The sequence below is a fragment of the Klebsiella sp. JN_Kp122 genome, assembly GCF_040062085.1.
GTDB lineage: Bacteria > Pseudomonadota > Gammaproteobacteria > Enterobacterales > Enterobacteriaceae > Klebsiella > Klebsiella aerogenes.
This window is the reverse complement of record NZ_JBEAHW010000047.1, coordinates 202,389-216,486: the sequence shown is the minus strand read 5'-3', so window position 1 is coordinate 216,486 and position 14,098 is coordinate 202,389. Positions and strand designations below refer to the sequence as shown.

Genomic DNA, 14,098 nt, shown 5'->3' with positions numbered 1-14,098 from the left:
TAAATTCGATAAGCACAGGATAAGCATGCTCGATCCCAATCTGCTGCGTACCGAGCCAGACGCAGTCGCAGAAAAACTGGCACGCCGGGGCTTTAAGCTGGATGTAGATAAACTGCGCGCTCTTGAAGAGCGTCGTAAAGTTCTGCAGGTTCAAACCGAAAACCTGCAGGCGGAGCGTAACTCCCGATCGAAATCCATTGGCCAGGCGAAAGCGCGCGGGGAAGATATCGAGCCATTACGCCTGGAAGTGAACAAGCTTGGCGAACAGCTGGATGCCGCAAAGTCCGAGCTGGAAACGCTGCTGGCGGAAATTCGCGATATCGCGCTGGCGATCCCGAACATTCCTCACGATGACGTGCCGGTTGGCCGCGACGAAAACGACAACGTTGAAGTCAGCCGCTGGGGTACGCCGCGCCAGTTCGATTTCGAAGTGCGCGACCACGTGACGCTGGGTGAAATGCACGGGGGGCTGGACTTCGCCGCCGCCGTTAAGCTAACCGGTTCCCGTTTCGTGGTGATGAAAGGCCAGCTGGCTCGCCTGCACCGCGCGCTGGCGCAGTTTATGCTGGATCTGCACACCGAACAGCACGGCTATAGCGAGAACTATGTTCCTTATCTGGTGAACCAGGACACGCTGTATGGTACTGGCCAGTTGCCGAAATTCGCCGGCGACCTGTTCCATACTCGTCCGCTGGAAGAAGAAGCCGATAGCAGCAACTACGCGTTGATTCCGACCGCCGAAGTGCCGCTGACCAACCTGGTTCGCGACGAAATTATCGACGAAGACGATCTGCCGATCAAAATGACCGCCCATACGCCGTGCTTCCGTTCTGAAGCGGGTTCCTATGGTCGTGATACTCGCGGTCTGATCCGTATGCACCAGTTCGACAAAGTTGAAATGGTGCAGATTGTACGTCCGGAAGACTCCATGGCGGCGCTGGAAGAGATGACCGGCCACGCTGAGAAGGTTCTGCAACTGCTGGGTCTGCCGTACCGTAAGGTGGCGCTGTGCACCGGCGATATGGGCTTTAGCGCCTGTAAAACCTATGACCTCGAAGTGTGGGTTCCGGCGCAGGATACCTATCGCGAAATTTCTTCCTGCTCCAACGTCTGGGATTTCCAGGCACGTCGTATGCAGGCGCGTTGCCGCAGCAAGTCCGACAAAAAGACTCGTCTCGTTCATACCCTGAATGGTTCTGGTCTGGCGGTTGGCCGTACGCTGGTTGCGGTGATGGAAAACTATCAGCAGGCCGATGGCCGTATCGAGATCCCGGAAGTTCTGCGCCCGTATATGCGTGGCCTCGAATATATCGGTTAATCTTTTCTGCTCTTTCCTTAAAAGCGCCTGCGGGCGCTTTTTTTATATCCTTATTGATACCGGGCAATAATCCCCTCAGTAAATCCGGTGATACTCCCTTTGGATTAATACAGCATAAAAAGCCAATAAAATCCGATATATATAAAATTATATAACGATTGTCAGCTTATTGTGAGCAACCAAAGCGAGTATCTATGAAAATCAAAGCCCCCGATGCTTTACTGGCTGCCGAAGTTAGCCGACGTGGTTTAATGAAAACCACGGCGATAGGCGGCCTGGCGATGGCCAGCAACGCATTGACCTTGCCCTTCACGCGTATTGCGCACGCCGCTGATACGCTGGCGCCAGTGAGTGAGAAAGTGGTCTGGAGCGCCTGCACCGTAAACTGCGGCAGCCGCTGTCCGCTGCGCATGCACGTGGTTGATGGCGCTATTAAGTACGTAGAAACCGATAATACCGGCGATGATAACTACGACGGTCTGCATCAGGTTCGCGCCTGTCTGCGAGGCCGCTCTATGCGCCGTCGGGTCTATAACCCTGACCGGCTGAAATATCCGATGAAGCGCGTCGGCAAACGCGGTGAAGGAAAATTCGAACAAATTAGCTGGGAAGAGGCGTTCGACACTATCGCCAGCAATATGCAGCGCCTGATTAAAGATTATGGCAACGAATCTATCTATCTGAACTACGGAACCGGTACGCTCGGCGGGACTCTGACTCGCTCCTGGCCGCCAGGAAAAACGCTGATTGCTCGTCTGATGAACTGCTGCGGCGGCTATCTCAATCATTATGGCGACTATTCATCGGCGCAGATTGCGGCTGGTTTGAATTACACCTATGGCGGTTGGGCCGATGGCAATAGCCCGTCGGATATCGAAAACAGTCAGTTGGTGGTGCTGTTTGGCAATAACCCTGGCGAAACGCGCATGAGCGGCGGCGGGGTGACTTACTACCTTGAGCAGGCGCGGCAGAAATCCAATGCCCGCATGATCATTATCGATCCGCGTTATACCGACACCGGCGCCGGGCGTGAAGACGAATGGATCCCGATTCGACCGGGAACCGACGCGGCGCTCATTTCAGCGCTGGCTTGGGTGATGATTACTGAAAATCTGGTCGATCAGCCCTTCCTCGATAAATACTGCGTCGGCTACGACGAGAAAACCCTGCCTGCCGATGCGCCGGCGAATGGACATTATAAAGCTTACATCCTTGGCCAGGGTTCCGACGGTATCGCTAAAACGCCGGAGTGGGCATCCACCATTACCGGGATCCCGCGTGAGCGCATTGTGAAGCTGGCTCGCGAGATAGCGACGGCGAAACCGGCGTATATCAGCCAGGGGTGGGGACCTCAGCGTCACGCCAACGGCGAAATCGCCACCCGCGCCATCTCCATGCTCGCCATTCTGACCGGCAACGTAGGGATTAACGGCGGCAATAGCGGCGCGCGTGAAGGTTCATATAGCCTGCCGTTCGAACGTATGCCGACGCTGGAAAACCCGGTTGAGACCAGCATCTCTATGTTTATGTGGACCGACGCGATTGAACGTGGTCCGGAAATGACCGCGCTGCGTGATGGCGTACGCGGCAAAGATAAGCTCGACGTGCCGATCAAGATGATCTGGAACTACGCGGGTAACTGCCTGATCAACCAACACTCCGAGATCAACCGCACCCACGAAATCCTGCAGGACGATAAGAAGTGCGAAATGATCGTGGTCATCGACTGCCACATGACGTCGTCTGCGAAATACGCCGATATTCTGCTGCCGGACTGTACCGCCTCTGAGCAGATGGACTTCGCGCTGGACGCCTCCTGCGGCAATATGTCCTATGTGATCTTTGCCGACCAGGCAATCAAACCGCGTTTCGAATGCAAAACCATCTATGAGATGACCACCGAGTTGGCGAAACGCATGGGGGTGGCGGAGAAATTTACCGAAGGCCGCACTCAGGAAGGCTGGATGCGCTATTTGTATGAGCAGTCGCGGAAAGCGATTCCCGAACTGCCGGATTTCGATACTTTCCGCCAGCAGGGCATCTTCAAGCAGCGTGACCCGCAAGGTCATCATGTGGCGTATAAAGCCTTCCGTGACGATCCGCAGGCCAACCCGCTGACCACGCCATCGGGCAAAATCGAGATCTATTCCCAGGAGCTCGCTAAAATCGCCGCGACCTGGGAGCTGCCGGAAGGCGATGTCATCGATCCGCTGCCGATCTACACTCCTGGGTTTGAAAATTACAATGATCCGTTGACTGCTAAATATCCGTTACAGCTGACGGGATTCCACTACAAGTCTCGCGTCCACTCAACTTATGGCAACGTTGATGTCCTGCAGGCAGCCTGCCGTCAGGAAATGTGGATCAATCCGATCGATGCGAAGACGCGCGGCATCGTCAATGGCGATCGCATTCGTATTTTCAACGACCGCGGCGAAGTCCATATCGAAGCGAAAGTGACGCCACGTATGATGCCGGGCGTCGTCGCGCTGGGCGAGGGCGCCTGGTATAACCCGGACGCCTCACGCGTGGATCAGGCCGGCAGCATTAACGTGTTGACCACCCAACGTCCGTCGCCGTTGGCGAAAGGCAACCCATCGCATACCAACCTCGTCCAGGTTGAAAAGCTGTAAGGAGTAACCGATGACAACTCAGTATGGATTTTTTATCGATTCCGCCCGTTGCACCGGTTGCAAAACCTGCGAGCTGGCCTGTAAAGACTACAAGAACCTGACGCCGGACGTCAGCTTCCGTCGTATCTATGAATATGCCGGCGGCGACTGGCAGGAGGACAACGGCGTCTGGAATCAGAACGTTTTTGCCTACTACCTTTCCATCGCCTGTAACCACTGCGAAGACCCGGCGTGCACCAAGGTCTGCCCAAGTGGGGCGATGCACAAGCGCGAAGATGGTTTTGTGGTGGTCAATGAAGAGGTGTGCATTGGCTGTCGCTACTGCCATATGGCCTGCCCGTATGGCGCGCCGCAGTACAACGCCGCTAAAGGGCATATGACCAAATGCGACGGCTGTCACGAGCGTGTGGCACAAGGCAAGAAACCGATTTGCGTCGAGTCCTGCCCGCTGCGGGCGCTGGACTTCGGGCCGATTGCCGAACTGCGTGAAAAGCACGGCCAACTGGCCGCCGTGGCGCCGCTGCCGTCGGCGCACTTCACCAGGCCGAGCATTGTGATAAAACCAAACGCCAACAGCCGTCCGTGCGGCGATACCACCGGCTATCTGGCCAATCCGAAGGAGGTCTAAAATGGGAAATGGATGGCATGAATGGCCGCTGATGATTTTCACGGTCTTCGGTCAATGCGTCGCCGGGGGCTTTATCGTTCTCGCGCTGGCGTTGATGAAGGGCGAACTTTCGCGCGAGCAGCAGCGGCGGGTGATAATGAGCATGTTTGGGCTATGGGTGTTAATGGGGATCGGTTTTATCGCCTCCACCATGCACCTTGGTTCGCCAATGCGTGCGTTTAATTCGCTGAACCGCGTTGGCGCATCATCGTTAAGCAATGAAATAGCCAGCGGCGCGCTTTTCTTCGCTGTCGGCGGGATTGGCTGGCTGCTGGCGGTGGTAAATAAACTTCCGCCTGGGCTGCGTAATCTGTGGCTGGTCGTCACCATGATCCTCGGCGTCATCTTTGTCTGGATGATGATCCGCGTATATAACACTATTGATACCGTACCCACCTGGTACACCATCTGGACACCGCTCAACTTCTTCCTGACCCTGTTTATCGGCGGGCCGCTGTTGGGTTACCTGCTGCTACGCGTCGCGGGTGTGGACGGTTGGGCGATGCGTTTATTGCCGGTGATCATGCTGGTGGCGTTGGTGATTAGCGTGACCGTCGCGCTGATTCAGGGCAGCGAGTTGGCGACGATCCATAGTTCAATCCAACAGGCCTCGGCGCTGGTGCCGAATTATGGTTCCTTAATGGCATGGCGGACGGTCGCGTTAGTGCTGGCGTTGGTCTGCTGGATTGTACCGCAGCTTAAAGGTTATCAACCCGCATTGCCGCTGCTGGGGCTGGCGTTTGTGCTGGTGCTGGTCGGCGAGATGATTGGCCGCGGCGTATTCTATGGTCTGCATATGACCGTCGGTATGGCTATCGCCAGTTAATAACGTGAAATCACGCCGGAAGCCTATTCCGGCGTGATTAAAAAATGCGGTTGATTCATGAAATTTTTCTACTGATATTCCCTCTATAGTTTTCCAATAAATTAATAAAAACAATGGAATAATATAAAGAATAATTCCGTTGCCGTTCCGCTGGATAAAAAACTTCTATCGTTGCCCTGAAAACCGCGTCAGGCCTGAATTCTGGCGGATTGACAATGTTTACAGCAGTGGCATGATGCGCACGAAATCTGAACTTCCTCACGGTTAATACCCATGACCATCTACACTCGCCCAGTGCAAATGTTGCTCTGTGGCCTGCTTCTGTTGACGCTGGCAATCGCGGTTTTAAATACGCTTGTCCCGCTCTGGCTCGCCCATGAAAATATGCCAACCTGGCAGGTTGGGATGGTCGGCTCTTCTTATTTCACCGGTAACCTGGTGGGAACACTATTTGCCGGCTGGGTCATTAAACGTCTGGGGTTTAACCGTAGCTATTATCTGGCGTCATTAATTTTTGCTGTCGGCTGCGTTGGTCTGGGTATCACACTCGGCTTCTGGACATGGCTGAGCTGGCGTTTTATCGCCGGCGTGGGCTGTGCAATGATTTGGGTGGTGGTTGAAAGCGCGCTGGTGTGCAGCGGTACTTCCCGCAGCCGCGGTCGACTGCTGGCGGCGTACATGATGGTCTATTACATCGGTACCGTGTTGGGCCAACTGATGGTCAGCAAATTACCGACCGATTTAATGAGCGTGCTGCCGTGGGTTACCGGCCTGGCGCTGGCGGCGATCCTGCCGCTAATGTTTACACGTATTATGAGCCAGGCCGACGAGCCGCATGAAACGGTACGTATCTGGCCGATGCTGAAACTGCGTCAGGCGCGCCACGGTGTGAATGGCTGCATCATCTCCGGCATCGTGCTTGGTTCACTGTACGGCCTGATGCCGCTGTGGCTAAATCATCAGGGCGTCAGCGATTCGGGTATTGGTTTCTGGATGGCGGTGATGGTTAGCGCAGGCATTCTCGGGCAGTGGCCGGTCGGGCGTCTGGCTGACCGCTATGGCCGCCTGCTGGTGCTGCGCGTACAGGTCTTTGTGGTGATTCTGGGCTGTCTGGCGATGCTGAGCCAGGCGGCAATGGCGCCAGCGCTTTTTGTACTCGGCGCATCCGGTTTTACTCTGTATCCGGTGGCGATGGCCTGGGCCTGCGAGAAGGTTGAACACCATCAACTGGTGGCGATGAACCAGGCGCTGCTGATGAGCTATACCATCGGCAGCCTGCTGGGGCCGACCCTGACGGCGATGTTGATGCAGAACTTCTCGGATAATCTGCTGTTTATCATGATCGCCAGCGTATCGTTTATCTATCTGCTGACCCTGCTGCGCAAAGCCGGGCATCATCCGACGCCGGTGGCACACGCGTAACCAATCTGGCGCGCGGCGAAGGCCACGCGTAGTCCGTTTTGATTAATGAATATTTCTGCGGGCAGACGGTATCGCGCTCATGATGAGGCGTTATCGGCGGGATTGATACTATTATAGTTGCGGGCCGTGGTGAGAGTACCTCCGGCCCGCTGCCGGTTTAGTACATCACCTTATGGCCATATTGCTCCAGGATGCCTTTTACCCGCTCCATGGTCTTTTTCTTCGGTGGGTGTACGCCGTCAAGTTTGTACTCTTCGCCCATTGCCACCCATTTGTGTTTACCCAGCTCATGGTAGGGCAGGAGTTCGATTTTCTCGACGTTACCCATATCGCGGGTAAACTCACCCAGACGATGTGCGGAATCGTCATCATCAGACCAGCCGGGAACCACCACGTAGCGGATCCACACGTTAATCCCTTTCTTCGACAAATACTGGGCGAATTCCAGCGTACGGTGGTTAGAAACGCCGACCAGGTTCTGGTGAATTTCATCGTTCATCTGCTTGAGGTCAAGCATCACCAGATCGGTGACTTCCAGCAGCTCGTCAATCACCGGATCGTAACGGCGTACGAAGCCGTTGGTATCCAGACAGGTGTGGATACCTTCTTTTTTACAGGCGCGGAACCAGTCGCGGACAAATTCAGCCTGCAGGATCGCCTCGCCGCCGGAGGCGGTGACGCCGCCGCCCGAGGCATTCATAAAGTGGCGATAGGTCACCACTTCTTTCATCAATTCTTCAACGGTGATTTCTTTACCGCCATGGGTATCCCAGGTGTCGCGGTTATGGCAGTAAAGGCAGCGCATCAGGCAGCCCTGGAAGAAGGTAATAAAGCGGATGCCTGGGCCATCGACGGTGCCACAGGATTCAAAGGAGTGAATACGACCAATAGTTGACATTGCGGTGATATCTCCGGGTTCGGCCCTCCAGGGCCTGTGATGCACAGCTCAAACCGGCTGTGTTAAGTCTGTTTTGACAGGTACCCAAAGTATAGATAACTGGCAAAGCAGGCTGGGGCAGGGAATCACGTGTTAAAAAGGCCCCACTGATGTGGGGCCTTTATTGTACGCTTTTTCAGTCAGACAGGGAATTACATGGTCTGAGTGAAGGTACGGGTAATAACATCCTGCTGCTGTTCTTTAGTCAGGGAGTTAAAACGTACCGCGTAGCCAGATACACGAATGGTCAGCTGCGGATATTTTTCCGGGTTTTCCATCGCGTCGAGCAGCATTTCGCGGTTCATGACGTTCACGTTCAGGTGCTGACCACCTTCGATGGACGCTTCGTGGTGGAAGTAACCATCCATCAGGCCCGCCAGGTTGGTCTTACGAACTTCGTCATCTTTACCCAGCGCGTTCGGCACGATAGAGAAGGTGTAAGAGATACCATCTTTAGCGTAAGCAAACGGCAGTTTAGCAACGGAAGTCAGAGAGGCTACAGCACCTTTCTGGTCACGGCCGTGCATCGGGTTAGCACCTGGTCCGAACGGCGCGCCAGCGCGACGACCATCTGGGGTGTTACCGGTTTTCTTACCATACACGACGTTAGAAGTGATGGTCAGAACGGACTGAGTCGGGATAGCGTTGCGGTAGGTGTGCAGTTTCTGAATTTTCTTCATGAAACGTTCAACCAGGTCAACGGCCATGTCATCGACGCGAGCATCGTTGTTACCAAACTGCGGGTATTCGCCTTCGATTTCGAAGTCAACAGCCAGACCGTCTTCGTCACGAATCGGTTTAACTTTCGCATATTTGATAGCAGACAGGGAGTCAGCAGCAACGGACAGACCTGCGATACCACACGCCATGGTGCGGATAACGTCACGGTCGTGCAGCGCCATCAGAGAGGCTTCGTAGCTGTACTTGTCATGCATGTAATGAATGATGTTCAGCGCGGTGACGTACTGTTTAGCCAGCCAGTCCATGAAGTGATCCATGCGCTCCATAACTTCGTCGAAGTTCAGGACGTCGCCTTTGATCGGTTCAGATTTCGGACCAACCTGCATTTTCAGTTTTTCATCAACGCCGCCGTTGATAGCATACAGCATGGTTTTCGCGAGGTTAGCGCGAGCGCCGAAGAACTGCATTTGTTTACCAACAATCATCGGGCTTACGCAGCATGCGATAGCGTAATCGTCGTTGTTGAAGTCCGGGCGCATCAGGTCATCGTTCTCGTACTGCAGAGAAGAGGTATCGATGGATACTTTAGCGGCGAATTTCTTAAAGCTCAGCGGCAGTTTTTCAGACCACAGGATAGTGATGTTCGGCTCCGGAGACGGCCCCATGGTGTACAGGGTGTTCAGGAAGCGGAAGCTGTTTTTGGTTACCAGAGTACGGCCGTCAACGCCCATACCACCGATAGATTCCGTTGCCCAAATCGGGTCGCCGGAGAACAGTTCATCATATTCCGGGGTACGCAGGAAGCGAACCATACGCAGTTTCATGACCAGGTGGTCAACCATTTCCTGCGCGTCTTGCTCGGTGATTTTACCCGCCTGCAGGTCACGTTCGATGTAGATATCCAGGAAGCTGGAAGTACGACCGAAGGACATTGCCGCGCCGTTCTGAGATTTAACGGCGGCCAGGTAACCGAAGTAGGTCCACTGAATAGCTTCCTGAGCGGTAGTCGCCGGACCGGAGATGTCGTAGCCATATTTAGCCGCCATCTCTTTGATCTGACCCAGCGCGCGATGCTGTTCAGCAATTTCTTCACGCAGACGGATGGTTGCTTCCAGATCTTCGCCGCTTTCCAGTTTCGCCTGCAGCGAGTTGAACTGGGCGAATTTGTCTTTCATCAGGAAGTCGATACCGTACAGCGCAACGCGACGATAGTCACCGATGATACGACCACGGCCGTAAGCATCCGGCAGACCGGTCAGTACGCCGGATTTACGGCAGCGCAGGATGTCCGGGGTATATACGTCGAAAACGCCCTGGTTGTGAGTTTTACGGTACTCGGTGAAGATTTTTTTCAGCATCGGGTCCAGTTCGCGATTGTACGCTTTGCAGGAACCTTCAACCATTTTGATACCGCCGAACGGGATAATCGCACGTTTCAGCGGGGCTTCAGTTTGCAGACCAACGATTTTCTCGAGCGCTTTCTCGATGTAGCCCGCGTCGTGAGAAGTGATGGTGGATGCGAGGGAAGTGTCGAAATCAACAGGCGCGTGAGTGCGGTTTTCCTGTTTAACGCCTTCCATTACGCTGTCCCACAGCTTGGTGGTCGCATCAGTTGCGCCAGCCAGGAAGGATTCGTCACCTTCATATGGGGTGTAGTTTTTCTGGATAAAGTCACGTACGTTGACTTCGTTCTGCCAGTCACCTTTCGCAAAACCTTCCCAGGCTGTGGCTAACTTTTCATTAAGCTCGGACATGTAACACCTACCTTCTTAAGTGGATTTTTTATTTACTGCCTGAGACAACCATTAATGATGATCGTCGCCACGCAGGTAAATGACCCAGTATGTCAACCCAACCAACAAACCACCGCCGATGATGTTTCCGATAGTGACTGGAATCAGGTTATCAGTGATGAAGTTCATAACGGTTAAGTGAGAAAAACTCTCCGGAGTTGAACCGATAGCGGTCCAGAATTCCGGGCTTGCAAAGTTGCGAATTACGATACCCATCGGGATCATAAACATATTAGCGATGCTGTGTTCAAAGCCGCTGGCGACAAACATCGCAACCGGCAACACCATGATCATCGCTTTGTCCATCAGGCTGCGGCCGGAGTAACTCATCCAGACAGCCAGACAAACCATCAGGTTCGCCAGGATACCCAGGCAGACGGCTTCAATAAACGTATGGTGCATTTTGTGGTCTGCAGTTTGCAGAACATTTAAGCCCCAGCCGCCGTTGGCCGTCATATACTCGCCGGATAACCACATTAATAATACGAATAGCAGTGCGCCGATGAGGTTTCCAACATAGACGTTAAGCCAGTTTTTTGCCAGCTGACCCCAGGTAATACGCCCGCTGGCTTTCGCCACGACGATCAGTACGGTAGAGGTGAAAAGGTCAGCACCGCAGATAACGCAAAGAATCAGACCTAGTGAGAAGCATACCCCGCCGATAAGTTTGGCAATCCCGAATGGCATTGCGGCGGTACCGGTGGTCGCCGTGATATAAAACACAAAAGCGATGGAGATGAAGACACCGGCGGTAATCGCCAGATAAAACGTCTTCAGCGGATGTTTCGTCGCTTTATAGACACCTGCTTCTTCGGCGACTTTCGCCATCGCGGCAGGGAGTAAAAGATCAAAAGGGTTGTCAGCTTTCACACTAACTCTCTCTTTATATAAGTTGGCGGTGTGATACTAACAAAGCATTATAGAAGGGAATTTGATGTAGATCATATCCTACCGGAGTCATAGGCCCATTTTGCGTGTGGAATTAGCCTGTTATTGATTTATCTTTTTGATTTTTAATAAAAAACTAAATTTTAATATTTATAAATAATGTTGAAAATTTCCATGGGTGACCATTGATTACGGTTAATTAGAATGGAGTATTTTTATTAAAATTAACAATCTAAATATCACCAAATATTGTTTTTTACTTAAAGTTAACTCATGGGCTACAAAATGGCATGGTTTTGGCACAAATCATAAGAAAACGGAGCCGCTGTCGGCTCCGTACGTTATTTTTTACCTATAAAGGGTTATTTGGCCCAGAAGGCCGCTTTTGCACGTTGTAGCTTTTCGTAGGCCTTCAGTAAAGATTGATGCGCCGGGAAAGCGTGCAGATCGCTATCGACCGCCTGCAGGCCATAGAACGGCGCTTCGCCGCTCAGAGCGGCGCTCGCGGCTTCTACTGCATCCGCGCCATACATACGGATGAAGGCATTCAGATACTGTAGCGGCTGGCGTTCTTCTTCCTGGCTAAGCAGCAGCAACGTTTGCAGGCAACGATAATAGTTGGCGCGCTCAGGGCTGAAGATGGAGGCATTGAATTCCATGGTCCACTCCGTCCAAATCAACGCCTGATCCAGGTCGCCGCCGGCCAACGCCAGCATCGCTTTGAGCTCACCGATGCGCAGGGTATACCAGCCGTTGTCTTTGCCGGTTGCCAGTCCTAACAGCTCGCGTACGCGCGTGAAGTCATCAAGACCTTCGTCGTCCATTTGCTCAATAAGCGCCAGATAATCTTCTTTTTCCCACTCGCTACCCGGCAGGGAGAGAATAGTGTCGCGCAGATGCGCGCCCATGCTGTTGTTTGCAAGCCACAGGTCTTCCGCTGGATAAATATCGGACATCCCTGGAACGATGATTCGGCAGGCATAGACGCTCAGATGTTCGTAGTCGGCGATATAGACTTCTTTATCTTCTGCTTTGAAGATAGCCATCAGGGTGGCGAACTCTTCTTCAGTCGTGCCGGAGAAATTCCAGTCTACAAACGGATAGTCGGCATCCTGTTTGAACATATCCCAGGAGATCAGGCCGCTGGAATCAATGAAGTGAGTTTCCAGGTTGGCGTGCTCGGCGACTTCTTCGTCATCAAAAGTCGGCGGGGTAAAGACGTCGAGGTCTTTCAGGCTGCGGCCCTGTAGCAGTTCGGTGACGGTACGCTCCAGCGCCACGCCGAAATCCGGATGGGCGCCGAAAGAGGCGAAGCAGGTGCCGTTAGCCGGGTTAAACAGAACCACGCAAATAACCGGGTATTTGCCGCCCAATGAGCCATCGTAAGCGAAGATCGGGAAACCTTCAGCTTCAAGTTTAGCGATAGATTCAACGACGCCCGGATAGCGCGCCATTACCTCAGCCGGGATCTCCGGCAGGCTGATGCTCTCTGCTATGATGCGGTTTTTAATGTGACGCTCAAAGACTTCAGACAAGCCCTGTACGCGCGCTTCATTCGGGGTATTGCCCGCTGACATGCCGTTGGAGACATACAGGTTGCCGACGATATTCATCGGAATATAAACAGTTTCGCCGTCGGATTGACGGGTAAACGGCAGGCCGCAAACGCCGCGCTCGTCATTACCGGATTGCAGGTCTACGAGCATACTGGCAGTCAACTGATCGTCCGGATCGTAAAAGGCGCGCAGGCGGGCATCCAGCAGGCCTTCCGGTACTTCATCGTCTTCAGTCAGCGGGAACCACTTTTCGTTCGGATAATGAACAAATGGACCGTTAGCGATGGTTTCGCCTAACCAGAAGTCCGCAAAGAAGTAGTTGGTGGACAGACGTTCAAAATATTCGCCCAGCGCGGATGCCAGCGCCGCCTTTTTAGTCGCGCCTTTACCATTGGTAAAGCACAGCGCACACTCTTTATCGCGAATGTGAACGGACCACACATGTGGAACCGGGTTCAGCCACGAGGCCTCTTCAATATCAAATCCGAGGTCGAGCAGTTTCTGCTGGAAGCGAGCGATGGAATCTTCCAGGGCGGCATCTTTGCCGGGGATAAATGTCTGGGTCATAGCAATTCGTTTATTGTTGGCAGGATGGGCAATGATACGGGTTTTGTAGGTAAGTGGCTATGTCGTTCGCCGCGCTAACGGATAAAAAGAGAAGAGCGGTAAATGGCATGCGGAGAAACTCCACATGCCATCACGAGTTACAGTACTGGTGTACAAATACTAACGATCATGGCCGCGCCGGCAAGGCTGGTGCCAACGATGCCTGCCGCCATCACTGCGAAGCCTGCCCCCAGCGTAAAGGGCCCGGTAATCGCGCCGATGACAATTGTCGGGATACTGACCAGCAAACCAATTGCTGCCGGAATGGATAACAGGCCAAAGCCGCCGCTCACATCAGACATTTCGTTACAGGTTAATTCACGCATAACTATTCCTTTAAAGTGATTAATACCAGTCTCCATCGGCTGGTATAAAAATTTTAATGATCTGGAAATGCGGCGGTAAATGGCAGAGCTCGCGCAGAAACATAATTCATGAAGAATTAAGATAATATTCAAGTATTAAATGAGTTGACGGATTGCACGATGGCGAGATCGATTCCTGTGAATGTAGATGATAATTATTTATGCCTTAGTCCAAATCCGGAATGGATGGCGGAAAGAGAGGCAAAAGCGATCTGCTCGCAGCGATTATGTCGGTTTAATGACGTCAAGATGGTCAATTCTTTTGTGTGATGGCGGGCTCGTTTTCGGGGTGGCGAGTTTTACTCGTTGCGGTGTGTGTCACTGAATGATAAAACCGATAGCCACAGGAATAACTTATGCCCGCGACGGTTCGCGTGCAGACAATATAGCAACGTGGTGAGGGGAA

General features: G+C 53.1%; 10 protein-coding genes. 5 read left to right on the top strand and 5 right to left on the bottom strand.

The window, feature by feature from the left end; genetic code table 11:
• Positions 1-25 precede the first annotated feature (25 nt).
• The 5 genes from serS (at position 26) to ABLU78_RS21905 (ending at position 6,866) form a co-directional block, all read left to right on the top strand.
• A complete protein-coding gene (serS, locus tag ABLU78_RS21925) occupies positions 26-1,318 on the top strand; it encodes a serine--tRNA ligase (protein WP_015704878.1) in 1,293 nt (430 codons plus the stop codon).
• A gap of 194 nt (positions 1,319-1,512) precedes the next feature.
• Complete coding sequence (gene dmsA / locus ABLU78_RS21920) at positions 1,513-3,951, top strand: dimethylsulfoxide reductase subunit A (protein ID WP_015367483.1); 2,439 nt, start codon at positions 1,513-1,515, stop codon at positions 3,949-3,951.
• A gap of 10 nt (positions 3,952-3,961) precedes the next feature.
• Entirely contained in the window at positions 3,962-4,579 is a 618-nt protein-coding gene (locus ABLU78_RS21915) for a DMSO/selenate family reductase complex B subunit (protein WP_015367482.1), read from the top strand.
• A gap of 1 nt (position 4,580) precedes the next feature.
• Positions 4,581-5,444, top strand: coding sequence for a dimethyl sulfoxide reductase anchor subunit family protein (locus ABLU78_RS21910; protein ID WP_047041710.1), 864 nt, complete (start codon positions 4,581-4,583; stop codon positions 5,442-5,444).
• A gap of 273 nt (positions 5,445-5,717) precedes the next feature.
• Positions 5,718-6,866: an MFS transporter gene (locus tag ABLU78_RS21905; protein ID WP_015367480.1), complete on the top strand. Its 1,149-nt coding sequence runs from the start codon at positions 5,718-5,720 to the stop codon at positions 6,864-6,866.
• A gap of 157 nt (positions 6,867-7,023) precedes the next feature.
• Here the strand turns inward: ABLU78_RS21905 and pflA are convergent, their stop codons facing one another.
• From pflA to ABLU78_RS21880, 5 genes are all read right to left on the bottom strand, one after another.
• Positions 7,024-7,764 carry a pyruvate formate lyase 1-activating protein gene (pflA, locus tag ABLU78_RS21900; RefSeq protein ID WP_048228605.1) on the bottom strand — a complete coding sequence of 247 codons (741 nt, stop codon included), beginning with the start codon at positions 7,762-7,764 and terminating at the stop codon, positions 7,024-7,026.
• 191 nt (positions 7,765-7,955) lie between these two features.
• On the bottom strand, positions 7,956-10,238 hold the full coding sequence (gene pflB, locus ABLU78_RS21895) for a formate C-acetyltransferase (protein ID WP_015367478.1): 2,283 nt from the start codon (positions 10,236-10,238) through the stop codon (positions 7,956-7,958).
• A gap of 51 nt (positions 10,239-10,289) precedes the next feature.
• The gene (focA, locus tag ABLU78_RS21890; protein ID WP_015367477.1) at positions 10,290-11,147 is read right to left on the bottom strand and encodes a formate transporter FocA; all 858 of its coding nucleotides are present in this window, start codon (positions 11,145-11,147) and stop codon (positions 10,290-10,292) included.
• A 380-nt stretch (positions 11,148-11,527) separates the two neighbouring features.
• Positions 11,528-13,288, bottom strand: a complete 1,761-nt coding sequence (gene ycaO / locus ABLU78_RS21885) for a 30S ribosomal protein S12 methylthiotransferase accessory factor YcaO (protein WP_015367476.1) — start codon at positions 13,286-13,288, stop codon at positions 11,528-11,530.
• A 137-nt stretch (positions 13,289-13,425) separates the two neighbouring features.
• On the bottom strand, positions 13,426-13,653 hold the full coding sequence (locus ABLU78_RS21880) for a hypothetical protein (protein WP_045375643.1): 228 nt from the start codon (positions 13,651-13,653) through the stop codon (positions 13,426-13,428).
• Between the last annotated feature and the right edge of the window lie 445 nt (positions 13,654-14,098).

Coding starts and splice junctions, on each gene's coding strand:
- ycaO (WP_015367476.1), bottom strand. CDS start 13,288: ATGACCCAGACATTTATCCCCGGCAAAGATGCCGCCCTGGAAGATTCC.
- dmsA (WP_015367483.1), top strand. CDS start 1,513: ATGAAAATCAAAGCCCCCGATGCTTTACTGGCTGCCGAAGTTAGCCGA.
- pflA (WP_048228605.1), bottom strand. CDS start 7,764: ATGTCAACTATTGGTCGTATTCACTCCTTTGAATCCTGTGGCACCGTC.
- serS (WP_015704878.1), top strand. CDS start 26: ATGCTCGATCCCAATCTGCTGCGTACCGAGCCAGACGCAGTCGCAGAA.
- ABLU78_RS21880 (WP_045375643.1), bottom strand. CDS start 13,653: ATGCGTGAATTAACCTGTAACGAAATGTCTGATGTGAGCGGCGGCTTT.
- ABLU78_RS21915 (WP_015367482.1), top strand. CDS start 3,962: ATGACAACTCAGTATGGATTTTTTATCGATTCCGCCCGTTGCACCGGT.
- ABLU78_RS21910 (WP_047041710.1), top strand. CDS start 4,581: ATGGGAAATGGATGGCATGAATGGCCGCTGATGATTTTCACGGTCTTC.
- pflB (WP_015367478.1), bottom strand. CDS start 10,238: ATGTCCGAGCTTAATGAAAAGTTAGCCACAGCCTGGGAAGGTTTTGCG.
- ABLU78_RS21905 (WP_015367480.1), top strand. CDS start 5,718: ATGACCATCTACACTCGCCCAGTGCAAATGTTGCTCTGTGGCCTGCTT.